Source organism: Paenibacillus sp. FSL H7-0323 (assembly GCF_038002725.1).
Lineage (GTDB): Bacteria > Bacillota > Bacilli > Paenibacillales > Paenibacillaceae > Paenibacillus_AQ > Paenibacillus_AQ odorifer.
Genome location: NZ_JBBODB010000001.1, coordinates 1483140 through 1506621, shown reverse-complemented (window position 1 = coordinate 1506621; position 23482 = coordinate 1483140). Strand labels below are relative to the sequence as shown.

The window sequence follows — 23482 nt, the reverse complement described above, 5'->3', positions numbered from 1 at the left end:
TTTTTTTTAAATATAAAGAAACTATAAAGTTTATCAGCGCGAATTTCGTTTTTATTAATGAATTTTCAACGTAAATGGGATCTACTAATAAATTTATTGTTCAGACGCCAATTGCAGAAAATGATCTGCAGCCAAACGGACAGCCAGGATACTTGCGCTATTGAGTGAGTTATCAAAGATAAGAACATGATTGTTTTTCACTGCTTCCAGTGAGTTCCACACGTTCGAAGTTTCCTTGTCCTTGATGGCTGCCTTTGCGATATCCATATCATGCTGGATAATAATATAATCAGGATTCATGCTGTATATCCCTTCCAGAGAAAGGGCCCCTCCCTCTTCAGGATATCCCTTCGGTGGCAACAACCCAAAGCCTACTGTTTGATTGTAGTACATTGTGTTTTTAGAGCCTTGAGCATTAAAATTAGCTTTTCCGTCGACCCGTAGTAAAGCAAAGGTTTTATTCTCAAGACTACTAAGCTGTTCTTTTGTTTTTGCGATCATTTCTTGGGTTTCCTTAATGGTTTGTTCCGCTAATGTCTCTTTACCAACAATCTGAGCACACAGCATCGTCGTTTTTTCCCAGGTATCGGTGTAGTCAATTAAGATGACTGGTGCAATTTTATTCAACTCTTCATAATTGCTATCAACAGAACCCTTGAAGGTTACAATCACATCAGGCTTTGCATCCATGATCATTTCCAGATTCGCATTGTTGCTGCCCAAATCAATAATTTCAGCAGTTCCAGCGTAAGGCTGTAAAGTAGCAAAATCCTTCATCGCTTCCGCTGCGTTAGTTGATGCGATTGGAGGCGTATCAAGAGCAAAAAAGTAATCTAAATACAAGGGATGCAGAACCGCTATACGCTCAGGTCGTGTCTTGAGCACCACTCCATTGTCGCTGGCATCCGCAATTGTTCTTGGCCATCCTGCTTCTTCGATCTTGCCAACTTCTGGTGTAGGCGTGACTGAAGTTTCGGAACACCCAGCCAGTAATCCTGCTAGTATAATTAAGGATGCAATCCAACCATATAGTCTTTTCATTTGGCTCCCCCTTGAGTTGTTATCATTACTGTCTATATAAATGCTTCATTAAATCACGGTTTTTCTGCGTGAACAGGTCATTATGTGAAGACACCATCCCGGATGAATTTGCCTCCGGTGTGATGTATTGTTTGGCTTGGTTTACCGCATTGGCAGCATCCTGAAATGCCCCCGCGATCAGGTGCAGTTTCCCATCATGATGTAGAACATCACCTGCTGCATAAATACCCGGCACGGATGTCCCGCTCATTACTGATCCTGAAATCCGGTGTTCCCACAGATCCATTTTAATTTCACTGTTCACCAGCAGTTCTTTGTCGCGCTCATAACCGTGATTAATGATGACCTCATCGACAGACAGCTCAAATCCCTCTCCGTTGTCATTACTTTTTAGCAGTACAGTCCCTATTCTTTCGTGATCCGGTGTGGCAATCAACTTTTCGATTGAAGTATTAAACAAGCACTCTACGCCATTGTTTGCCAAGCGTGAAATATCGGCTTCATGCCCCTTTAAGTTCTCTTTCCGGTACGTCAGAAACACCTTTTTGGCAATCGGAGCCAGTTCATTCGCCCAGTCAACAGCAGAATGGCCGCCTCCCGATATTAGGATAGTCTTCTCTTTAAAGCGGGCAAGTGACTTCACCGTATAATGCAAATTTGTGATTTCGAATCTTTCGGCACCTTCGATTTCGAGCTTGACCGGCTTCAGAATGCCTCCTCCAATGGCCAATATGACAGTTTTAGTGAAATGCTTCCGGTTTGCGGCCGTGTGTAAAATAAAGTAACCTGCTTCATCTTTCGAGATGGATGTGACCTTTTCATTAAAGGCAACCTCCGGTTGGAAAGTCATCCCTTGACCAACCATTTGTTCAATAAGCTGTGAGCCAAGAATAGGCTGTAAGCCTCCCACGTCCCAGATCATCTTTTCCGGATAGACATGCACCTTGCCGCCAAGCACAGGTTGGAATTCTATAATTTTGGTTTTCATTTCACGGAGTCCGCTATAAAATGCAGCAAATAATCCAGCCGGACCGCCGCCAATAATCGTAACATCAAACAATTCCTCTTCATGCATCGTTCAATCGCCTCATTTCTCTTTTTTAAATCCCTAAATGCTCACGGAAAGTGCTACCCGTATATTCGCTCCGGAATAAGTCTCTTTCAACCAGCTGCGGTACCAACTTCTCAAAAAACAGCTCCATAGATTGTTCCGAACCGCCTGGCAGGGCGATGAAGCCATCTATAGCCCCCGCTTCAAACCGTTCAATAATATCGTTCAGCACATCCTCGACTGTCCCGACAGATACCCAATGTGCAGATCCGACAACCTCCGGCCTGTCCAAGATTTCTTTCACTGTAGGCTGATTTTTAATAATATAACGCCGTAACAACTCAGCATGAGTCCGGCTGCGGACGGCCTGACTGGAATCGGGTAACATATCGGCAGTTACTCGCTTATCTAAGGGATAACCGCTTAAATCAAGACCCAGCACCGATTTAAGCGAAGCATGTCTGCGTTCAAGGCTTAAATTCGCATGTGCAGCCTTATGTAATTCAAGTGCTTCTTCGCGCGTATCGGCCAGGAAAAAATATAAGCCCGGCAAAACTTTGATAGCATCCGGATCACGGCCCTGCTCAGCCGCTCTTCTTCTCAGATCATTCCTTAGTTCCACTCCCGATTCGATATCCGGCATTGCGGCAAAAATAGCATCAGCTACAGATGAGGCGAAATTCCGTCCAATATCCGAAGCCCCAGCTTGGAATAGCGGCGGCGTTCCTGACTTGTGAGCAGGCAAAGTAAGCGGCCCTTTTACACTGAAAAATTTCCCGGAATGATTAATGGCAGCCACTTTATCCTTATCCGAAAACATACCTGACTGACGGTCGATAACAATCGCTTCATTCGGAAAACTCTCCCAAAGCTTGCATACAACATCCGTGAATTCCATAGCCATGGCATATCTTTCTTCCGGTGACGGCATAGGTGAGTCGCTGAAATTATCGGCGCCTTCAATAGAAGTGACAATATTCCAGCCGGCTCGTCCATTGCTCAGCCAGTGTAAGGACTGCAGCTGCCTTGCAACAACATACGGCGGATTAAAAGTAGTGGAAATCGTCGTTACCAGTCCGATCCGCTCGGTTTCACGAGCTATCGCTGCAAAAAACAATGCAGGGTCTGGGCTGCCGAAATTTGAGGAATCTCCTAACATCTGCGGGCTAACATACAGATAATCAGCTCTGAAAAGAAAATCGAGCTTTGAATTCTCAGCCATTTTTGCCAAATCAATATAGTAATCAATAGAATCCATCTTTTCTACTCCGCTATCCGGGTGCCGCCAGCCGTCTCCTTTCATCCAGGTTGCATTTAAGGACAGGCCAATACATAATTGGTTGGGTCTTTTTTCTGTCATATCTACCAGCCTTTCATTTATAAATCAATTTACTGATAATGATTCTCAGTTACAAAGGTGAGTTTATCAAAAATTTAAATAAATTCAAATGTACAAATCTCAAATCCAGCATGCATCATTATTTAATCTAAATAAAAAAAGTCTGCACTTCTGGCTTATCACCAGTAGCTGCAGACGTAGTTCAAGTACAAGAAGCTCATTATGTACATTATTTATAGGCAGAGGGAGAAACACCGAATTTCTTTTTGAATAATCGGCTGAAATATAGTGGATTGTCATAACCGACACGGTCAGCAATCTCGCGGATAGGAAAATTACCTGCTTTGAGTAATTCACAGGCCCGTTCCAAACGATAATTAACGACATAGTCGATGGGTCGTAGTCCCGTATATTTATGAAAGAGGTAAGAGAAGCGGTTGGCACTCATTGCATGCAGTTCCGCTAACTCACCGAGTGTAAGTGAATTCATATAATGAAGTTTAATATACGCAAGGGCTTCGTCTACCATTCTTTGATTCGGAGAACGATCGTTCTCTCTGTAACTGCACGCAATCAGAACCTGGTGCATCAGGCTTAAGAACAACTCCTTGATACGCAGCTTCCCAATTTCTCCGGATGGATGGGCATTCTGATGGAGCATAATTAGTAATTCAATAATTTTTAGATTCGCTCCCGGCTCCAGCTTGAAATGAGAGTCAAATTCGTGAGTACTATTCATTTCTTCCGGCATATCCAATTTATAAAAAAGGGAGTAATACTCGAGCTCAGATTGTCCTATAACCTGCGAATCCATCTGCATGCCCGGAGCAGCATGAAAAACTGATCCTGGCCGTAATTCATATACCGTTCCATTCACACATATTCTGGCTCCCCCGCGAATGATAAATAGAAATCCATGCTTAACGGTGGTGAATTCACTTAATAAGCTTTTGGGCTGGATGACTAAGCGGCTTCTATCTTCTATTTCATAGACACCTTTAGTAAATGCCTTTGCTAATTTGTCCAAATTTATCAATGCTCTGCACCTGCTTCCTAGCACCATGCTTCTTATAAAAATCAGATCCAATTCTGATATTTATTTAAAACAGTATAGACAATAGTATGCGAAATTGCTAGAAGTGTAGTAGATATTCTACTGTAAATTGCAACCCAAGAAGATGCTCAGGAGATTTTGGTTGAAAATATGCCGTTTTCATTACAATCAATTTGAAGAAGTTCATCCTGTAAAATCCAAACATCAGTTTTTTCAACAAAGAAATGAAATCCGCCAATGGATTGAACCCATGCGGGATCGATCGGTGTAGCACTTGCATTAATTCCAACAGTGAAAGCATCAGAGCCTCCACCGGCATATTTTGCATAAATTCTTACATATTGCCCCTCTTCCAAACCCCATTCATTCTTAAATGAATCCAATGCTTTTTCGGATACTGCAAATGATATCATTCCTCTTCTCTCCTTCCTGCTGTTTAATCACATTTTTTTATTTCGCCACGATAATTGGCCATTCTGAAACTGGCTCCGCATCCACATGAAGCTTTTGCATTAGGGTTATTCATAGTGAATCCGCCTACCATTCCACTCTCTTCATAGTCAATTTCAAGACCGTCAATATATGGAATACTATTCGGGTGAACCAATATACTAAAATCTTGTTTATTTAATATAATATCCTCTTCTGCTTGCTGCTCATCCACGACTAGGGTATAGGATAGTCCACTGCATCCCCCTTCATCAACACCCACTCTTAGAAATGGATTTCGGATATTCGCACTTGATAAGATTTCGGCGATTTTTTCTGATGCTTTGTCACTGACCTCGATGATCATTGTGAACTCCTCCTTCGTTTATTTGTTTTTCAAACCTAAAGATTGGATACCCGTTCCTATTTGTTCAGCTACTGATGAGATCCGAGTGCTCGCAAATAAACTCATTACAATCAACAAGAGATGGAAACCCATTGCTACAATTAATCCGGATTGGAGTGACATTCCGCCAGCCTGACAAACCACAAGGATGGAACCGCCGATCCCGATAACTACACCGGGTGTAAAAGAATCCGCGAATTGCAGATTTGCCGAGGTGTTGCCGACACCTCCTTCTCCTGTCTGAGAAAACGCCACAACACCGCTAATCGGATGCGCCAATCCAATGCCGATTCCAGCGATGATCTGTCCAATAACTGCTACGGTAACGGTCACAACGGGTATCCAAAATACGATAGTAATCCCTATGGCAAGCAGCAATACACCCAGAATAATTCGCGTATGCCGTCCACGGCCCTGATCTGCCGAATCCCACCGTCCTTGCAGATACGCTATGACGCACCAACTCAACGCAGCACTCGCTACAATCAATCCGGCCTGAGAAGGCGTTATTCCTTTCACATCGATTAGAGCCAATACCAAGAAATTCTGTGTGCTGGTATAGGCAGCGAAGAACAGCCCACGTGTTGCCAGAATAGCTGGCATGCCTCTTCGAAGCGTAAGAGTTCCCTTCGGTAGCAGTTTGCGGAGCGGAAATATCATAAGTACTAAGCCGATAATGACTAAAACAAATCCCATAATGCTCGGAAGCATGCTTAGACCAACTAAGAAAATCCCTGTACCCATCGTTAACAGTAACGCATTCCAAGTTGATGAAGCTCCGATATCCCCTTGCGTCTTCGGTGTTTTTAATTTCGTGAACGCAGGTAAACTAAGCAGTGCTGAAATCATCAGGATCGGTAATATTCCCCAGAAAACAAACCGCCAGGACCACTGATCTGCGATAAGACCTGCAACGTATGGACCGAGCATGGACGGAAGAACATAGGCCGTACCAAATGCTCCGAGTATTTTGGCGCGTAATTCATCCGGGTAGCTTAAGGATATTGCTGTGTAGACACAAGTCATCATAGCTCCGGCACCCAAACCCTGCATGGCCCGTGATCCTATCATGGTATACATATCGCCTGATGTTGCGGCAGCAATCAACCCAACGATAAACAAAAGAAGTGCGATAGTGAACGGTACTGCAGGTCCTCTTCTATCTATGATTCGACCGACGACCAGAGTTCCGATAATCTGCGCAAGCAGATAAGTACTGAATATCCAGCCAAACAGGCTAAGGCCGTTCAAATCTCCAGCAATTGAAGGGGCAATGGTGGTTACGGACAGGCCTTCGAATCCAACGGCCATCACTGACAGAATAATACCTATGGATAGTGCAAAATAACGTGGGCTGAAAATACTTTGATGATTAGACGACATGAAATGTGACCTCCAAGAAAATTGGTATGTATACATCGTATCCGGACACTTAGTAAACATTTTTATTTATAATGTCTAAGCTACAGTTCAGCTTTGACTTTGTCAACATTTTTGTTTAAAATGTAGTCTGTGATGTAGATTTAGTTGTTTCAGTAGGAGGTGCAACATGAGCCGAAATCAAACCAAAAAGGATGTCTCAACCAAGACCCGAAGAGCGATCATTGATCTGTTAAAGCAACAAGGGGGAATGGATGTTATGGCACTCTCCTCCCAGTTTTCGCTATCTGGAATGGCTATTCGTCAACATTTGAATGCGCTGAAAGAAGAAGGGCTGGTTACTAATATAGAAGAGTCCCGTCCCATGGGGCGGCCAACCAAGCTATGGATCTTAACCCCCGCGGCCGATCGGTTTTTCCCAAGTGGATATTCGGATTTATCCGTCAGTCTGATCCATTCCATGAAAGAAGCTTTCGGAAATGAGGGGCTGGACAAGCTGCTGGCTGTTCGAAATAAGAATATGCAAGAACAATATCTTCAGCATCTTGGTGATACAGCAGACGTTAGAGTGAAGCTGGAGAAACTGGCTGAGATTCGAACAAGTGAAGGGTATATGGCCGAGGTTAAGGAGCAGGATGATGGCAGTCTTTTATTCATTGAGAAACATTGCCCGATCTGTGAAGCTGCTGCTGTATGTACCGGGTTATGCAAAAATGAGTTACATCTATTTAAAACTGTTCTAGGTAATAATGTTCATATTGAACGGGGGGAGTACATATTAGCGGGAGGAAGAAACTGTGTTTATACGGTTAGACAAAATAAGCTCTTGTTTCCAAGCTGCCATGCCGAATGACCGCGCCACTAAGGGAAGGTGTTCCCGTTGAAATATTCATAATTTGAAGTGGTACCCTGCAGCGGTTTTACATATTGTAACAAATTCGGGGGGCATAACTTTCCTTTTCTGATACGGTCATATCATGCTTTATTTCACAAATAGGAGTTTTTGTGAAAATTATGGATAGTTAAGTTCATAGAAAAATGATAGATTATTCTATGGTTAATCCCTCAGCTTGTTCGTGTTCGATATATGTTATTGGGATTACGCGCAAGTCGGGAGATATGTTTAGGCTTATATAATCTATATTTGGGGCGGGTGTCTGCATGGACAAAAATTCTGGTTATAGAACAAATGTTATAGGCGCTGGTGAGGTTGGCGTTGCCATCTCGGTCGATATGGATACGAACACTATTCATGAAACAAACAGCTTATTTTGGGATACAAAAGGAAATGAAGTTTTAGGAGCTACTGCACTTCCTCTTTATGGAGCATTTGTATCGGAAGAACAATGCCAACTTTTTGGTGATGTCTCAGGGAAAAAGTTGCTGGAGATAGGCTGTGGAAGCGGTCAATCTTTGCAATATCTGGGGGAACGCAATGCATCTGAACTATGGGGTACGGATATAGCAGAGAACCAAATCGAAAAGACTAGGCAACTTTTGACGGAGCACGGTCTTTCAGCAAAATTGATCTGCTCACCCATGGAAGAAGAATGTGGCCTGCCAGAGGATTATTTTGACTTTGTATATTCGGTTTATGCCATAGGCTGGACAACTGACCTTGAGGGTACTTTTAGCCGGATTGCTTCTTACCTTAAAAAAGATGGATCATTTATTTTCAGCTGGTCTCACCCTATACACAAATGTGTTGTTGCAGAAAATGATATGCTTGTTTTTAAAAAATGTTATTTCGATGAATCCTGGTATTCAGTATCTCTTGATGAAAGTACGCTAACTTTATCGGATCGTAAATTATCAACTTATGTGAATGCGCTATCTAAAGCTGGATTTGTTATTGAGCAAATGATTGAGCAATCTGATGATGAACTTATGCAGTCGCGGGACGATAAAAGCGATTTTGCAAAAAAAGCAAAGATGCTTCCTGTAACTTTTGTAATTAAAGCAAGAAAACTCTAGCATCCGATACCTATTGAACAACCTTACAACGTAAAAATTATTTTTCTAAGCCGATCCAGAAAAGGATCGGCTTATTTGATAGCTTTTTAAGATCAATCTTGTCTGTTCTCAACAGATTTCATGCGGTTTTGATCATCTGGCACTCGGTCATTACTGAATTCCTGGCCTGCTTCTGCTTCACCATGACCGGAAGCACTTCGGGCAAAATTTGTGAACTGCCTCTTCTGCTCATCCAGCTTGTGTTTACTTTTAAGAAGCTCCTGCGGATCTTGATTTGTCATCATTATCACCTCGCAAAATAGATTCATGCTGTTTATTCGCACTACATAAGTTTTCCATAATAGGGCGGTGCTTATGCAAGATAAAAAAACTCCTGCTCACCATAAGCAGAAGTTTCTAAATGAAGTTCTAGTTAACGAAAAATATCAATTATTTTATGCAAAACAAGGTATTCCAAAACAACAATCCCACCGCAAATGAGTATAAAAAACTGAAGCCTTGCCGTATTCATTCTATCCTTCCAATACTCTCCCCGGAATAATGAAATGATGTTAGGTGTAAAAGTATGCCTAATCGATTCGCTATAATCATCTTTATTCACGAAGAACACGCGAAATAAAAATTTATATACTGGAATATTTAAGAACAGTAATAAAATGATCATCACAAGACTCAATGTCCTCGCCTCCCAAGATCCAATTATCCTAATTTTACCACATGGATAACTATAGAAATCGCAAACTGATGACAACTTTATAACCACTCCATTAAAAAATACCTTCCTTTTAGGAAGGCCCTTTTGAGTAATATTCACTTTCAGCTGCGTAAACGACTATTTATGCTCCAACCACTTACACTCTGTAATTTCCATTTCGGTGAAAACACCTTTAAATGAAGAATTCTCTGGGCTACAAGCATATAAGCCAAAATTTATTTCCTCATTCCCTTCAAACAAATGAAAAATACGCATCTGTTCAAATATAGTCCCGTCCAAAGAGCTTTCAATACAGAAATCACTTTCGCGTCGACTTAGTCTATAATACATAGTTTTAATGTTTGCATCGATATCAGTTGTTGCCCAATCTGAATATCCGTGATTTGTAACCACACTTCCAAGTCTTTGGAATTCCTCATTTTCATATTCTACCGATGCCTTGAACCAATTATCACTGTCCTGATAGATGACTATCCCACACTGCTCGTATCTATGTGTACTATCATAATCTGTTCTTACTATAAATGAAAAATACTTCTCAGCAGTTTTCATTAACAGTGCAGGTGAATTATCATTTCTAAAACCATAATAGGTTCGTTGCCAAAAATCTGTATTCGGCATCGTTACAAATTCAATCCTGTTTTCTGTAATAGAGTAATCATTGATTGGATTTATCCAAAAAAGCTGTTCTTTATCAAAGTTCATTGCTCTACTCCTCACTTTTTATAAAGTTTTGTCAACCATTTTCATTGCTAAGATTCCAAATACAATTTAAATAGTTTTCAGCAGTTCATCCTAATAATACCATTTGAAAAATATAACGCACATCATTTTCTAATCTTTTATATTGAAATATCCAGAGAATTAAATAAAAAGGTTGTCCCGTTCACATAAGCTCTCAAAATCGCTTGAGCATATGGCTGCTCTTCAATCAACCCCTCGGTCTCAAGCGGATTCTCTGCATGAAAGCTATAGGCTTCGATTATCGCCATGACTAAGAAGCACTCTAGCTTCATTATATGTTCATCTTCCAGCTTCCTGATTCTCTGATATCCTTCGACGAAATAAGCTCTTTGTGTTGGGTATAATCCCATAATAGCCTGAGCTATATCGTAAAGATGATAGCCGAAGCCACACCTGCCAAAATCGATAGGATAAGGTTCATTATCCCGAAAAATGACATTTTTATTATGTAAGTCCGCGTGGATCATCCCATAATTTTGTTCATGTCTTGTGAACGTTTCGAGACAAGCTGCCACTTTAGTGGCGGCTGCGGAATACAACTTAAAACCCTCATCCGATATGAAATGTTTGCGATGTAGACTTAGGTGATCCCAGTCCCGTTTAAAGCTCAGTGCACCCCAAGAAGGACGAGTAAAGCCGCTGGAAGGACTAAAATCAGAGCTGGCCTCATGAAGCTTTGCCATCAATGATCCTGTTTTACGGATGCCCTCCTCCGTTAGTTCGCTTTTGTCTACATGCTTTCCCTCGACCCATCGCATTAAGCTCGAATAAAACCGTTGTCCGTCACACACCGATGTTTCCGTAATAAAGGCCCCTTCACGATTGATTACAGCTTCGGGCAAGAGGAGGCCCTTGCTCTTCAAAGCGAACAACCACTCAATTTCTGAAATGGTTCCTTCGCGTTGTTTGTTATCCGGGTGAATGCGGAGCAAGAACTGTTCCCCCACATCGCTTACAATGCGGAAGGTGACATGTTCGGATACTTGAATGAAGTGAATGGAGTTCCAGTCTATTTCATATTCCTGTAAAGCATGAAACGCCGCTTGTTTTACTTGCCTCAGAGTTCGGTGTCGGTTCTCCTCAGTATTGATCCGAAAGCCATTATTCATTGCTTATCTCCTTTGTCTACCATACTTCCATCATTTTAACAGTCTAGACGGATAGCTGTAATGATAAAGAATGAATATGAAAAGAGTTTTCTCTTTTTGACTCACCTATAAAAATAGGGAATTCATTGCCACTTAGGCATGAAATTCCCTACTCTTCAAATCTAATAAGATTCTTCTACAAGCGAAATTGCAACAGGTTCTATGACATTAGTATAAGTGCCATCACCAAGCTGGGCTAACCCATTATACCCCCAGGTCAACAAGGTCCCCTCCTCACTAACCGCACCGCCGCTCATATAACCTGCACTAATAGCGACGATACGATTTCCAATGGTGAGCTTAGAAGCAAGGGAACGCTCCGATTCAGCGCTACCGCCGAGCTGGCTCTCATTGTTCGCTCCCCATATCCATACGTTTCCATCGCTTTTCAGAGCCATGCTATGCAAGGCACCAGCGGATACACTGATAACTGGGACACCCTCGGATCAGCTTATCGCCTCACCCTTCGAGCAAAATCCACGAACTGGAATTTATCCAGCCGGTGTCTAGACTCGGTATATTGGTAAAGCACCGTGTTCTCCAAATACACATAGTTTCGTACTACTACAATATGCGTAAAATTCTTCAAATCGAGCAGTCTATGATCCTCCTCGGTAGAAGGCTCAACGGATATCAGCTTCTTCGCATAACTGATCTTAAGACCCAATTCCAGCTCCAGATATTCATAGATTGAGCCTTCCGCGATTTCCTCACTCAGAAAGGAAACAATATCCGCACGAAAATAATCCTTATCCAAAATGATCCGTTCACCTTCAATTTCCCTGGCGCGAACAACCTTCCAAATCAGAGTTTCAGGTGGAATCTGCAGAGGTCTTGCGATTGCGGAGCCTGCCGGCTCTTGTATCGTCCGCTCTACCAGTGTCCGTGAGGCAGTACCCAGGGTATCGGCCATCTCTTTAAATGAAATCAAACCGGTAACAGGGAAATCCATTCTGGTCATGTCAAGCACAAAGGAGCCTCTGCCCTTAATTTTGTGAATATATCCTTCACGGAAAAGTAGATTCAGCGCTTTGCGCACGGTCTCTCGTGAAGTGGCGTAAGCTTCGGCGAGTTCACTTTCGGAAGGCAGCTTGGTTCCCGGCAGCAGTTGTCCAGAATGGATTTGGTTGCTGTATTCATTATAAATTTGCAAATATTTATTTTCTCTCAATTTTGATCACCGCCCTTTATTGTATCACGTCATGCCTTTGGAAGCATCGATTCAATTGGAGGGGAATTTATAGCGTTGAACATATAAATTCTTATATTTATAGAAAAACAGCCCCCAAGGGGCTGTCTTTCTAAAGTATAAAGTCTTTGCCAATATAGCCTTTATCAACCCTTGAGATGAATAGTCAAGATACTTGTTTGTTTGGCCGTAGCTGGTCCGGTCTTCTCCTCGATCTTCTCGACCATCTCCTGACCTGCAGGAATGATGATTGGAGTAATCACCGGGTAACCTGCTGCGCGGATAGCTTCCATATCAAATTCTAGTAGAAGCTCTCCTGCTTGCACCTTATCACCAATATTCTTCAGGCTGGTAAAACCGCTACCTTTAAGCGCCACCGTGTTAATTCCAACGTGGATTAATACCTGAACACCGCTGGCATGCTCCAGTATAAGCGCATGTTTGCTCTTAATCACATGGGCTACTGTAGCATCAAAGGGAGCATATACTTTCCCCTCAGAAGGTTCGATTGCAATTCCCTCACCCATTTGCTTTTCAGCAAAGGCAGGATCGGGCACCTGTTCCAGCGATACTGCAGTTCCACTAAGCGGTGAGACAAGCTCCAGAATATTAACTGATTCCTGTGACCCTTGAACTGAATGACGGCTGCTCAATTCCTCTGGTTCGCTCGTAGTACTAGAAGCCTCTGTAGCTGTGTTCTTTTCGGAACGACCCACTACAGAACGTCCGTACAATACTGTGGCGGCAAATGGCACAACGAGAACAATAACCATGCCAATAAAGAAAACGCCCCACTGATTCGGGAAAATCGAAAGGAAACCGGGAATTCCCCCTACGCCAATGGATGAAGCTCGAACCTGGTTAACGGTAAGGAGCATACCGGCAATTGCTGAGCCGATCATCCCGAAGATGAAAGGATAGCGATAGCGGATATTCACCCCAAAGATTGCCGGTTCAGTCACACCGAGGAACGCAGAGACGGAAGACGTAGCCGCCAAACCTTTTGCCTTTTGTTCTCTAACAACGAACATCATCGCCAGTGCCGCAGCGCCTTGCGCAATATTGGAGAGCGCCAGCATCGGCCAGAGGAAGGTGCCTCCCTCACTGCCGATGAGCTGAACATCGACTGCCAAGAAAGTATGATGCATCCCAGTGATGACCAGAAGTGCATAGAATCCACCATAGATCAAACCACCAAGGAGCGCAAAATGATCAAATACATAAATCAAACCCGAGGTGATAGCATTGGCAATGGCGAACGTAACGGGTCCGATAATGGTGAAGGCCAGAAAACCTGTAACCAGCAGGGTCACTGGAGCAACGACCAGTAGTTTAATGGAATCAAGCACCCGGCGGTTGAGGAACTTCTCCAGTCTAGCCAGAATATAGGCCGAAACCAGTACAGGCAATACTTGCCCCTGATAACCGATCTTCTCCAAATGCCAGCCGAACAAATTCCAGGTCGGAACGGTTCCCTCAGTTGAAGCACTTGCATAACTGTAGGCACTTAATAGATCCGGATGTACGAGAATGAGACCCAGCACGATTCCGAGCAGAGGACTGCCCCCGAAACGTGTAACAGCTGCCCAACCGATAAGGGCTGGTAAAAAGGTGAATGCTGTGCTGGCAATCGTGTTAATAATCGCAGCAATGTCTTTCCATGCAGGATAGACATCTACCAATGACTTACTATCAAAAAAGATACCAGGTCCGGTCAAAATATTATTAATCCCAAGCAGCAAACCTGCGGTTACGATGGCCGGAAGAATCGGAATAAAAATATCAGCCAGTGTTTTGATCGCCCGCTGCAATGGATTCTGTTTCCGTGCTGCCGCTGATTTCACGTCATCCTTGGAAGAGCGGGCACCACCAGTGATTTGAATCATTTCATCGTATACTTTATCTACAGTTCCTGGTCCGATAACGATCTGGAACTGCCCTTGCGTAGAGAATTGTCCTTTTACGAGTTCGTTACGGTCCAGGGCTTCCGAATCCACCTTGCTCTCGTCATACAGCGAGAATCTCAGCCGGGTTACACAATGCGTCGCAACCTCAATATTCTCCTTGCCCCCAACCGCCCGTACAATATCTTCAACATTTTTGCGGTCTATAGCCATATCTTCACTCCTTACAAAATTGATGTGTGCTCCTTCTCAAGTACACCTCGTTAGCGGACTAACCACATGTAGGAAGCATAAGGACTAAGCTGAAGCTCTTGTGTTAATGATGGTGCATCTGCTGTATTCCCAATCAGAAGCTCGTCCTTACCACTTTGCGACAATTCAGTCCAGTGATTATCTTTAAAGCGGAAAGAGATCTCTTTACTGCTGAAGTTCGAGATCACAACAAGTGTCTCTCCAACTCCTGTTCTGGCGTAAGCGAAGACTTCAGGATGTCTTTCATCGAGTCTCTTGAAAATACCTTCTATGAATACTCCATACTCCTTGCGTAGTGCAATCAGTTTGCGGTAATGGTGGAAGATGGAATCGGGGTTTTCCAGTTCCTTCTGCACATTGATGTCTGGATACCGCTCATCTACCTTCAACCATGGAGTACCAGTGGTAAATCCGGCATTCCGGCTGTCATCCCACTGCATCGGCGTACGTGAATTGTCCCGCGAACGTTCTTGGAGAATGCTGAGAGCAACCTCCGGGCTTTTCCCCTGTTCACACAGAATGCGGTACATATTTAGTGACTCAATGTCGCGGAACTCATCGATACTTTTCCATACCGGATTCGGCATACCGATTTCTTCCCCTTGATATACATAAGGTGTTCCCTGAAGGCCATGCAGAGTTGTCGCGAGCAGCTTGGCGCTTTCCACACGGTAGACCTTATCATCAGTGAATCTGGAAAGAGCACGCGGTTGATCATGATTGTTAAAAAATAGTGCGTTCCAGCCTCCACCTTTCTGCATTCCGGTCTGCCACTGCGCAAACAACCGTTTCATTGCCTCGAAATCATAAGGCATCAGTTCCCACTTCTGTCCATTCGGATAGTCGACTTTTAAATGATGAAAATTGAAGGTCATGGAAAATTCCCGCTCTTCGGGACTTGAGTACCGGATACAATGCTCCAGTGTAGTTGAGGACATCTCTCCTACAGTCACCATCTCAAACGGACCAAACACCTCTTCATACATTGCTTTGATGTATGCATGGACCTGTGGACCGTCAGTATAGAATTTACGTCCATCCCCCGGTGGAACACTCCCGTCATCGTTAGGGAAGCGCTGATCTTTGGAGATTAAATTAATTACATCCATGCGGAAGCCGTCGACACCCTTTTTAGCCCAGAATAACATCATATCATTCACTGCTCTACGTACCTTCTCATTCTCCCAGTTCAGATCCGCTTGGGTTTTATCGAAGAGAGTAAGATAATATTGTCCCGACGCTTCGTCGAACTGCCAGGCAGGCCCCCCGAACTTCGACTGCCAGTTGTTGGGTAAGCCGCCGTCCGGAGCCGGGTCCTTCCAGATATAGTAATCACGGAAAGGATTGTTCCTGCTTGAAATGGACTGTTTGAACCACTCATGTTCAGTCGAGGTATGGTTAACCACGATATCGATCATTAGCTTCATTTCGCGTCTATGCAGTTCCTGTATTAGCTCGTCAAAATCCTCCATCGTACCGAAATCCGGGTTAATATTTTCATAATCTGCTACATCGTAACCGTTATCATGTTGCGGCGAAACATAAACCGGCTGTAACCAGACAATATCGATTCCAAGCTTCTGCAAATAATCTAATTTCTCAATAAGTCCTTTAATATCTCCTGTTCCGTTGCCTGTAGTGTCCTTAAAGCTTTTCGGGTACACCTGATACACCGTGGAGCGGCGCCACCATTCCGAATACTGGGACTGACTCAAGTTGAACACCTCCAAAAAGAATTCCTTTATTTCAACCATTAAACCTGTATATACAAGTTCAAACACTTCACACAGTTTAAACCTGTATATACAGGTTGTCAATACTATTACTATCGAAGGAGTGGCATGAGTAGAAACTAGATTATTTATAACGTTGTATTAGAATGCGATTCATCGAAAAAAGGGTTAACGACAGGTGGCTCTAAAATTAACCCCTTTAATAATTGATTATTACCCTAATATTTGATCCGTAATAACAAAAAAAGCCGCTTTCTCGGCAGCTTTTTAGATACAAAGATATGTAGACAAAAAAACAAACAGGATACCTTTTACTAATACAAGTTAGGTATCCTGTTTCTATTCAAAGTGTCTATTCAAATTATAGTTTATTTAAGCTCCTGTAGGAGGCTCTTACCAAATTGGGGCATGGTCACAACAAAGTTATCAGCAACTGTTGCTCCAATATCCGAAAAAGTCCTCGATATAGGCAGCTCCCCTTGTCGATTGAAACTCTTACTGTAGAGGAGTAAAGGAACATATTCACGGGTGTGATCCGTGCCCGCATGAATGGGATCATTCCCATGGTCTGCCGTAATTATAAGAAGATCATCTTCACATAGCTCCGCTAGAACTTCATGTAATCGATCATCAAATTCTTCTAGCGCTTTCCCATACCCGATCGGATCTCTACGATGGCCATAAAGTGCATCAAAATCGACAAGATTCAAGAAACTAAGTCCTGTAAAATCAGTATGAAGGGTCTCCATGAGTTTATCCATGCCATCCATGTTAGACACTGTTCTGAAAGACTTGGTGACACCTTCCCCATCGTATATATCTGAAATCTTGCCAATCGCTAGTACATCGAACCCGGCATCCTTGAGCTCATTCATCACGGTTCTTCCATAAGGCTTCAAGGCATAATCATGACGGTTCGATGTTCTTTTGAAATTTCCGGGCTGCCCGAGGAAGGGTCTAGCAATCACTCTGCCTAGCATGTACTCCTCACGTAAAGTAATCTCTCTGGCAATCTCGCAGATTTGATACAGTTCTTCCAAAGGAATAACCTCTTCATGAGCCGCAATCTGAATCACGGAATCTGCTGAAGTATAGACAATGAGTGCGCCTGTGTTCATATGCTCTTGTCCAAGCTCATCGAGAATAGCTGTACCACTAGCGGGTTTATTCCCAATCACCTTTCGTCCTGTTCTTTCTTCTAATTCATTAATTAATTCATAAGGAAACCCTTCAGAAAACACTTTGAAAGGAACATCAATTCGTAGGCCCATGATTTCCCAGTGACCTGTCATCGTATCCTTTCCATTAGAAGCTTCCTGCATTTTGGTCCAATAAGCTAAAGGGCGCTCCACTTTGGGAACTCCGGGTATTGAGTCAATATGACTTAACCCTAGCTTGGATAACGCAGGAACATGTAGCCCATTCATTTTTTCTGCAATATGCCGTAATGTATGTGATCCTGCATCCCCAAACTTTTCAGCATCTGGAGCTTCACCAATGCCTACAGAATCCATAACGATGACGAAAATCCGCTTAAACCGGGGTGTTTGTTTCATGTTAATACTCCTTGCTACAACTAGAATATGATACCGATAATCAAAGCTGATAAAACGCTTACAAGTGTGGCGCCAAATAACAGCTTTAATCCAAATCGTGCGACGATATTCCCTTGCTTTTCATTCAATCCCTTCACTGCACCCACAATGGTACCAATCGACCCAAAGTTAGCAAATGAGATTAGAAAAACGGAGACAATGGCTGTAGTACGGCCACTTAAACCTTCTTGAATCTTAACAAAGTCAAGCATAGCAACGAATTCATTCGCAACAAGCTTTGTCGCCATAATACTACCGGCCTCAACAGCTTCATGCCATGGCACACCGATAAGAAAGGCGATGGGTGCAAAGACGTAGCCTAACACTCCTTGGAACGAGATTCCGAATATGCCACTGAAGACTCCGTTAATTAAAGCAATGATTCCCACAAAACCAACTAACATTACCCCAACTACTATGGCTACTTTAAAGCCATCCATAATATATTCGCCCAGCATTTCAAAAAACGTTTGTTTTTCTTCTACCTGAACTTCAACAATATCTTCTTCAGGTGTAACTTCATACGGATTAATGATGGATGAAATGATAAATCCGCCAAATAGGTTTAATATCAATGCAGCTACTACATACCGAGGTTCTAGCATCGTCATATAGGAACCAACGATTGACATGGATACCGTAGACATTGCAGACGCACATAATGTATACAAGCGATGTTTTGGCAATAGTCCAAGCTGGTTTTTCACCGAAATAAATACTTCATTTTGTCCGACAATTGCGGCTGCAACTGCATTATAAGATTCCAATTTACCCATGCCATTTATTTTACTCAATACCAGTCCAATATACTTTATAATGAATGGCAGTATTTTGTAATGTTGCAAAATCCCTATCAATGCTGACATAAAAACAATGGGCATCAAAACATAAAGGAAAAATGTATGCGCCCCTTCATTTGCAATGCCGCCAAACACAAAGTCAGTACCTTCATTGGCGTATCCAAGTAATTTTGCAAAACTATCAGCAAACCCTTTAATCAAAAATTCTCCAATGCTCGTTTTTAGGATAATTAATCCCAAACCTATTTGAATAGCAATCATTACAATGATCGGACGATATTTAATCTTTTTCTTATTGTTACTTCCTAGCCATGCCAGTAATAGAACAATAACCAGACCAGCAATAGAAATTAGATAATGCATTTTTAGCCCTCCAAATTATCGGTTAATTTTCTTGGAATCCTCATATCGAAATGCATCTTTCCACATTAACCCTTGTTCGAAAATAATCGCTAACAGGCTCCCGCATATTAATCCATTATTTAAAATGGCTATCACGATCGGAGATAAATGGGCCGTAGCTGATGCAGGAATAAACATTAAACCTACACCCACTAAAAGGGAAAGCCCACTGACAATAAATGTTCGCTCTTCATGAATAACCTTTTTCAATTCCTTTAGCGCTAGTCCGACCATCTTCACAAAAATGACGAAGGTAACAGAATAGCCTATGGGAGCTGGAATCGCAGATATGAAATTCATCATAGGCGGAAACAAGGATATTGAGATCACTAAGCTGCAGCCTATTAAAAATGATTTGCGCTCCCTCATCCCTGTTTGCTCAACATATCCCGCCGCTCCCGAAATAGGGACTGAGCCGACCGCTCCTAAACCACCACTTATAAGATGCGTAATTCCAGAAGTAAACCCGGCGCGCAAATAACGACGATGATCCCCTTGCTTTGGTTTCATAACGGTCTCCATCAAACGGATGGATGCCACTGCATTGGTTATTAATAATAGGGTTAGTAAAAATGCAGTAGTAATTGTCCCGGCATCGAATCGGGGTGTTCCAAATGGGAATATTTCCGGCAGCTTAAATAGAGTATCCGCACGAGAAACCGCCGGCATACTACCGCAGATTATAAATAATAGGCAGCCTATCACTATACTGAGAATTATTGAAAACTGGCTTAGTAATACAAAGCGGCTGTTGCCTAACCAAAAGGTAATGCAGACCACGATCACACTAAGGATGAATACTTTAACATCTAACATGGTGTGGGCTATAGTAATCCCCATCATCCCTTTCATAAAAGATCCGCTTAATTGAAAGATCAATAAAAGTAAATAAATAAAGGTGATGGTTGGAGTAAAAAGACGAGCGATTTTATCCATTAGCTTAAATGCTGAAATTAGGATAAACAACACTCCGCTAATGATCATCGCTCCACTTAAAGCCTGTAAAACGCCGTTGTTAGAGGAATAGAGTCCCCCCACTAAACTCGCGTAAATGGTAAAAATGCTCCACCATAACCCTGCTGGACCTTCATGAATAGGGAATTTATGACCCATCAGGCCTTGTAAAAATCCAGCTATTGCTAAAGTAATCATGGTGCTCTGAATGAGTCCAGAAGTCTCTATGGGTGTTAAGTTATATAAATCTGCGATAGCAATGGGTGCAGCAATTGCACCAGCGATCATAAAAATCATCCACTGCAATCCTGACAGTATTACCTTCATTTCTTTCTCACTCTCTTTTCTAACAACACTGCACTCTTATCAATAAATCAGCCTTCAACGACTGTGTTAAGAGCTACTTCGACCATTTCATAAAAGGATTGTTCACTTTCTTTATGAGTTAGATGCTCCTGTCTTAACAATTGACTGCCAACGGTCAAAATCGATAACGCTTTTACACCATATTTAGCGGCTAAAGTGTATAGGGCGGTACTTTCCATTTCTACAGCTAATACACCGAAATCCATGAACTTATGAAGCCGATCTAAATTTTCACGATAGAATTCATCAGAATTATAGATGTTACCAACAAACACCTTTGCATTTTTAGCTTGTGCTTGTTGATATGCTTTCATTAGCAATGAGAAATCTGCCGTTGGTGCAAAATTACAGCCATGAAAGATCTTTTCCGTCATATTACTGTCTGAAGATACTGCTTGGGCTAATATAATATCGCGGATATTGATATCTTCCTGCATCGCGCCACATGTACCAATGCGAATCAATTTCTTAACTTCATAATCGACGATCAATTCTGTTGCATAGATACTCATCGATGGATTTCCCATCCCTGTCCCCTGAACCGACACAGGCACACCCTTGTATAATCCAGTGTATCCATACATCCCTCTTACTTCGTTATAACAATAAGCCTCCTCTAAAAAGTGTTCTGCCACAAACTTTGCACGTAAAGGATCTCCTGGCAGCAAAACGAGCTCTGCTATTTCTCCCTTATTTGCACCTAAATGCCTACTCATAGTTCTTCCTCCAACTTTTAATAGTAAACTGAGGTTTACCGAAATCGCTTTCCACTTGCCTTCAAGTAAAATCAGTTTCGAAACTAGATTGAGCATAAGGTTTTTTAACATTACAAACTAGACCAAAAACTTACGGAGCTTACGGAAAATAATTGGTCAAATTATAAAAGCAGTTCTTTACGAATGTTGTCTAAATCTCTTTTAGAGGGGATCGTGGAAATAATAACAACAGGCACTGTCGTTAATGCAACCGGGATATTACTAATGACAAGATCGATATTATTTTGCTGCATGATCTCGTCGGTCAAGCCCTTCATTATGGAAGTATTAAGGATCAACTGATCTCCAATTTCCTTCTTTATCAAATCTGCTATGTAATGACGAATTGAAAATTCTTCCCCGATCACTAAAAAGGCCCTCTTACTTTTATAACGTAAACTCGAGCGGACAATTAAGGTTAGCTTTGTTAAATGAAAATGATTAAACAAAACGGAAGGGTAAGTTTTATTCCACGTTTGCATACAGGTTTGCAATTCTTGATAAATCTGTTGGCATTCCTTTTGAACATATGTTGTTAAATGACTTGTTGAAATCATCATCCATTCAGGAATGGCATTTTCGATTAATAGCTTGTCAAAGAAACCGTAAATCTCCAAAATAAACCGTTCTTGCATATCTAAGTTCGGGTATACCTTTGCTAATAACATTAGAAGCAGATTCCCCATTTGATATTCTTCTTTATCCTTGTGTAATTCGACTTCTTTCATCGGAGTGATCTCTGACCCTTCATAATAATGATATTGGCTGAGACTAACCATGGATTGCATAAAGAATATTTCACTGTTTGGAAATTCAAGGGACAGCATATCCTCAAGACGTTTTGCAATAGTTTTCACTGGAAAATAAAACATCCCCTTTTCCCAAGGGTAAGCATTTTCGTCGATTTTTACACATTTTCCTTTAGCCACTCTTTCTATAACAATGGCCAACAAAAACGATAATCTCCTTTTGGAATTGATAAAATATACAATGTTATTCTCATTTTCTATATTTGTGATTAACTGATTAATATAAGCAAAATCAACATTCGCAAAGGGCCAGCCTGTAAACTCATACGCATCACAATATAACTTCCAATAAAAATATCGAATATTCATTTCATTCCCTTTAATCATGGGGGTAGAAAAACTAATGCGTAGCTTATAAGCTTTTAGATCATCATTATTTAATTGCACAATCAATTTCTTTAAAGACGAGGTACTCATAAACATGGCTTCGGAGAGCTCTTCCACTGACAGTCGACCCACATTCGTAAACAAAAAATCCATCAGCCGATAAAAGATGGTTTGTCTGAACATAGAAGAAATCACTTCACTAATCGTACTTCGCCCATCACGTTGAAGAACTATTCCCTTTCCTCTAGAAACCTCAATGGTTACAGTAGATGGTAATTGCTTGCTGATTTCCTCCACCATCTTCCGGATGGTCTTATCAGAGATCCCTAAACTTTTTTCGATTTCCGCTAAGGTAAACCATCTATGTTCTGTATCAAGCAGCGTTAATAGTTGACTAGCTAAATTAAATCCCTTATCCATTTTTCTACACCCACTTCAATTTCGTTTTAATTTTTATAGTATAAACAAATTCGCAACCATACCCTATTATTTTTCAATAAAAAAACCCGGGTTTTATTTACCCGAGTTTCAAATCACATTATATTTGTGTTTTTTCTTCAATAGGGCTAATTGCTTTCAACTGCATCGTTATGACGGCTGCAATAACGGCTTTGATGATGTCTCCCGGAAGAAAGGCCAACGCTCCGACAAGACCAGCCCAGATCGAAGTATTGGTTAACAATGCCATGACAGGGGCACCAATCAGACTCACTAGTAATACACCGAAGATTATGTTGATAGCTACCAGCTTCCAAGTTCGAACCTTCGGCCAGATTTTTTCGGAATACCAGCCAATAAGGCCGGCCGCGATTGGAAAACTGAATATGTATCCTGCAGAAGGTCCAACTAACACCGCGATTCCGCCGCGACCGCCAGTCAGTACAGGCAGCCCAATGGCTACTAGTATGATGAAAATAATGAGACTGAGGGCGCCCATCCGTTTCCCCAGAAAACATCCAGCCAACATGACGCCAAGCGTCTGGGCAGTGATCGGAACGGGGATGAAGCCGAGGGGGATGGGCGGTATCATCCCCAATACCGCGATAAGTGCTGCGAATAATGCAGCATAAATAAGTTCTTTTGTCTTCAAAAAAATGACCTCCATTGGATATCAA

General features: G+C 42.1%; 23 protein-coding genes. 3 read left to right on the top strand and 20 right to left on the bottom strand.

Annotation, left to right across the window (positions count from 1 at the left end; all coding sequences use genetic code 11):
- Positions 1-93 precede the first annotated feature (93 nt).
- The 7 genes from MHH89_RS06945 to MHH89_RS06915 all read right to left on the bottom strand — a co-directional run bounded on the left by MHH89_RS06945 (position 94) and on the right by MHH89_RS06915 (position 6703).
- Positions 94-1041, bottom strand: coding sequence for an ABC transporter substrate-binding protein (locus MHH89_RS06945; RefSeq protein WP_341086684.1), 948 nt, complete (start codon positions 1039-1041; stop codon positions 94-96).
- Between the two features lie 25 nt (positions 1042-1066).
- Positions 1067-2116 (bottom strand): NAD(P)/FAD-dependent oxidoreductase, encoded by a 1050-nt coding sequence (locus MHH89_RS06940; protein ID WP_341086683.1) that lies wholly within the window; start codon positions 2114-2116, stop codon positions 1067-1069.
- Positions 2117-2141: 25 nt separating this feature from the next.
- Entirely contained in the window at positions 2142-3452 is a 1311-nt protein-coding gene (locus MHH89_RS06935; protein ID WP_341086682.1) for an NtaA/DmoA family FMN-dependent monooxygenase, read from the bottom strand.
- 208 nt (positions 3453-3660) lie between these two features.
- Positions 3661-4458: an AraC family transcriptional regulator gene (locus tag MHH89_RS06930; protein WP_256717454.1), complete on the bottom strand. Its 798-nt coding sequence runs from the start codon at positions 4456-4458 to the stop codon at positions 3661-3663.
- A gap of 155 nt (positions 4459-4613) precedes the next feature.
- Positions 4614-4898, bottom strand: coding sequence for a HesB/YadR/YfhF family protein (locus tag MHH89_RS06925; protein WP_076099150.1), 285 nt, complete (start codon positions 4896-4898; stop codon positions 4614-4616).
- Positions 4899-4921: 23 nt separating this feature from the next.
- Entirely contained in the window at positions 4922-5278 is a 357-nt protein-coding gene (locus tag MHH89_RS06920; protein WP_076130520.1) for a HesB/IscA family protein, read from the bottom strand.
- 21 nt (positions 5279-5299) lie between these two features.
- On the bottom strand, positions 5300-6703 hold the full coding sequence (locus MHH89_RS06915; RefSeq protein WP_341086680.1) for an MFS transporter: 1404 nt from the start codon (positions 6701-6703) through the stop codon (positions 5300-5302).
- 166 nt (positions 6704-6869) lie between these two features.
- Between MHH89_RS06915 and MHH89_RS06910 the strand changes: the two genes are divergently transcribed.
- Together MHH89_RS06910 and MHH89_RS06905 are read left to right on the top strand one after the other, a co-directional pair.
- Positions 6870-7553, top strand: coding sequence for a helix-turn-helix transcriptional regulator (locus MHH89_RS06910; RefSeq protein WP_076278535.1), 684 nt, complete (start codon positions 6870-6872; stop codon positions 7551-7553).
- A 308-nt stretch (positions 7554-7861) separates the two neighbouring features.
- Entirely contained in the window at positions 7862-8674 is an 813-nt protein-coding gene (locus MHH89_RS06905; RefSeq protein ID WP_076130506.1) for a class I SAM-dependent methyltransferase, read from the top strand.
- A gap of 92 nt (positions 8675-8766) precedes the next feature.
- Here the strand turns inward: MHH89_RS06905 and MHH89_RS06900 are convergent, their stop codons facing one another.
- On the bottom strand, positions 8767-8958 hold the full coding sequence (locus tag MHH89_RS06900; RefSeq protein ID WP_076130505.1) for a hypothetical protein: 192 nt from the start codon (positions 8956-8958) through the stop codon (positions 8767-8769).
- 70 nt (positions 8959-9028) lie between these two features.
- Between MHH89_RS06900 and MHH89_RS06895 the strand changes: the two genes are divergently transcribed.
- The gene (locus tag MHH89_RS06895) at positions 9029-9154 is read left to right on the top strand and encodes a hypothetical protein (protein WP_303047864.1); all 126 of its coding nucleotides are present in this window, start codon (positions 9029-9031) and stop codon (positions 9152-9154) included.
- A gap of 352 nt (positions 9155-9506) precedes the next feature.
- Here MHH89_RS06895 and MHH89_RS06890 read toward each other — a convergent pair whose 3' ends face one another.
- The 12 genes from MHH89_RS06890 to MHH89_RS06835 form a co-directional block, all read right to left on the bottom strand.
- Positions 9507-10094 (bottom strand): DUF1349 domain-containing protein, encoded by a 588-nt coding sequence (locus MHH89_RS06890; protein WP_076184931.1) that lies wholly within the window; start codon positions 10092-10094, stop codon positions 9507-9509.
- Positions 10095-10231: 137 nt separating this feature from the next.
- Positions 10232-11242: a phosphotransferase enzyme family protein gene (locus MHH89_RS06885; protein ID WP_339243565.1), complete on the bottom strand. Its 1011-nt coding sequence runs from the start codon at positions 11240-11242 to the stop codon at positions 10232-10234.
- Between the two features lie 161 nt (positions 11243-11403).
- A complete protein-coding gene (locus tag MHH89_RS06880) occupies positions 11404-11709 on the bottom strand; it encodes a hypothetical protein (RefSeq protein WP_303047866.1) in 306 nt (101 codons plus the stop codon).
- A 23-nt stretch (positions 11710-11732) separates the two neighbouring features.
- Positions 11733-12452, bottom strand: coding sequence for a trehalose operon repressor (gene treR / locus MHH89_RS06875; RefSeq protein WP_341086679.1), 720 nt, complete (start codon positions 12450-12452; stop codon positions 11733-11735).
- A gap of 164 nt (positions 12453-12616) precedes the next feature.
- On the bottom strand, positions 12617-14587 hold the full coding sequence (gene treP, locus MHH89_RS06870) for a PTS system trehalose-specific EIIBC component (RefSeq protein WP_076130501.1): 1971 nt from the start codon (positions 14585-14587) through the stop codon (positions 12617-12619).
- Between the two features lie 50 nt (positions 14588-14637).
- Positions 14638-16341, bottom strand: coding sequence for an alpha,alpha-phosphotrehalase (gene treC, locus MHH89_RS06865; RefSeq protein ID WP_445255183.1), 1704 nt, complete (start codon positions 16339-16341; stop codon positions 14638-14640).
- Positions 16342-16727: 386 nt separating this feature from the next.
- A complete protein-coding gene (gene deoB, locus MHH89_RS06860) occupies positions 16728-17915 on the bottom strand; it encodes a phosphopentomutase (RefSeq protein WP_076278532.1) in 1188 nt (395 codons plus the stop codon).
- Positions 17916-17935: 20 nt separating this feature from the next.
- A complete protein-coding gene (locus MHH89_RS06855; RefSeq protein WP_036677141.1) occupies positions 17936-19117 on the bottom strand; it encodes a NupC/NupG family nucleoside CNT transporter in 1182 nt (393 codons plus the stop codon).
- A gap of 15 nt (positions 19118-19132) precedes the next feature.
- On the bottom strand, positions 19133-20437 hold the full coding sequence (locus tag MHH89_RS06850; protein ID WP_341086678.1) for a purine/pyrimidine permease: 1305 nt from the start codon (positions 20435-20437) through the stop codon (positions 19133-19135).
- A 47-nt stretch (positions 20438-20484) separates the two neighbouring features.
- The gene (gene deoD / locus MHH89_RS06845) at positions 20485-21192 is read right to left on the bottom strand and encodes a purine-nucleoside phosphorylase (RefSeq protein WP_076130497.1); all 708 of its coding nucleotides are present in this window, start codon (positions 21190-21192) and stop codon (positions 20485-20487) included.
- 161 nt (positions 21193-21353) lie between these two features.
- Positions 21354-22787, bottom strand: a complete 1434-nt coding sequence (locus MHH89_RS06840) for a helix-turn-helix domain-containing protein (protein WP_076278529.1) — start codon at positions 22785-22787, stop codon at positions 21354-21356.
- Between the two features lie 118 nt (positions 22788-22905).
- Entirely contained in the window at positions 22906-23457 is a 552-nt protein-coding gene (locus tag MHH89_RS06835) for a biotin transporter BioY (RefSeq protein ID WP_076217672.1), read from the bottom strand.
- Positions 23458-23482 lie beyond the last annotated feature (25 nt).

Coding starts and splice junctions, on each gene's coding strand:
- MHH89_RS06940 (WP_341086683.1), bottom strand. CDS start 2,116: ATGCATGAAGAGGAATTGTTTGATGTTACGATTATTGGCGGCGGTCCG.
- MHH89_RS06900 (WP_076130505.1), bottom strand. CDS start 8,958: ATGATGACAAATCAAGATCCGCAGGAGCTTCTTAAAAGTAAACACAAG.
- MHH89_RS06890 (WP_076184931.1), bottom strand. CDS start 10,094: ATGAACTTTGATAAAGAACAGCTTTTTTGGATAAATCCAATCAATGAT.
- MHH89_RS06840 (WP_076278529.1), bottom strand. CDS start 22,787: ATGGATAAGGGATTTAATTTAGCTAGTCAACTATTAACGCTGCTTGAT.
- MHH89_RS06850 (WP_341086678.1), bottom strand. CDS start 20,437: ATGAAGGTAATACTGTCAGGATTGCAGTGGATGATTTTTATGATCGCT.
- MHH89_RS06905 (WP_076130506.1), top strand. CDS start 7,862: ATGGACAAAAATTCTGGTTATAGAACAAATGTTATAGGCGCTGGTGAG.
- MHH89_RS06935 (WP_341086682.1), bottom strand. CDS start 3,452: ATGACAGAAAAAAGACCCAACCAATTATGTATTGGCCTGTCCTTAAAT.
- deoD (WP_076130497.1), bottom strand. CDS start 21,192: ATGAGTAGGCATTTAGGTGCAAATAAGGGAGAAATAGCAGAGCTCGTT.
- MHH89_RS06895 (WP_303047864.1), top strand. CDS start 9,029: ATGCAAGATAAAAAAACTCCTGCTCACCATAAGCAGAAGTTTCTAAAT.
- MHH89_RS06910 (WP_076278535.1), top strand. CDS start 6,870: ATGAGCCGAAATCAAACCAAAAAGGATGTCTCAACCAAGACCCGAAGA.
- deoB (WP_076278532.1), bottom strand. CDS start 17,915: ATGAAACAAACACCCCGGTTTAAGCGGATTTTCGTCATCGTTATGGAT.
- MHH89_RS06885 (WP_339243565.1), bottom strand. CDS start 11,242: ATGAATAATGGCTTTCGGATCAATACTGAGGAGAACCGACACCGAACT.
- MHH89_RS06855 (WP_036677141.1), bottom strand. CDS start 19,117: ATGCATTATCTAATTTCTATTGCTGGTCTGGTTATTGTTCTATTACTG.
- MHH89_RS06925 (WP_076099150.1), bottom strand. CDS start 4,898: ATGATATCATTTGCAGTATCCGAAAAAGCATTGGATTCATTTAAGAAT.
- MHH89_RS06945 (WP_341086684.1), bottom strand. CDS start 1,041: ATGAAAAGACTATATGGTTGGATTGCATCCTTAATTATACTAGCAGGA.
- MHH89_RS06915 (WP_341086680.1), bottom strand. CDS start 6,703: ATGTCGTCTAATCATCAAAGTATTTTCAGCCCACGTTATTTTGCACTA.
- treP (WP_076130501.1), bottom strand. CDS start 14,587: ATGGCTATAGACCGCAAAAATGTTGAAGATATTGTACGGGCGGTTGGG.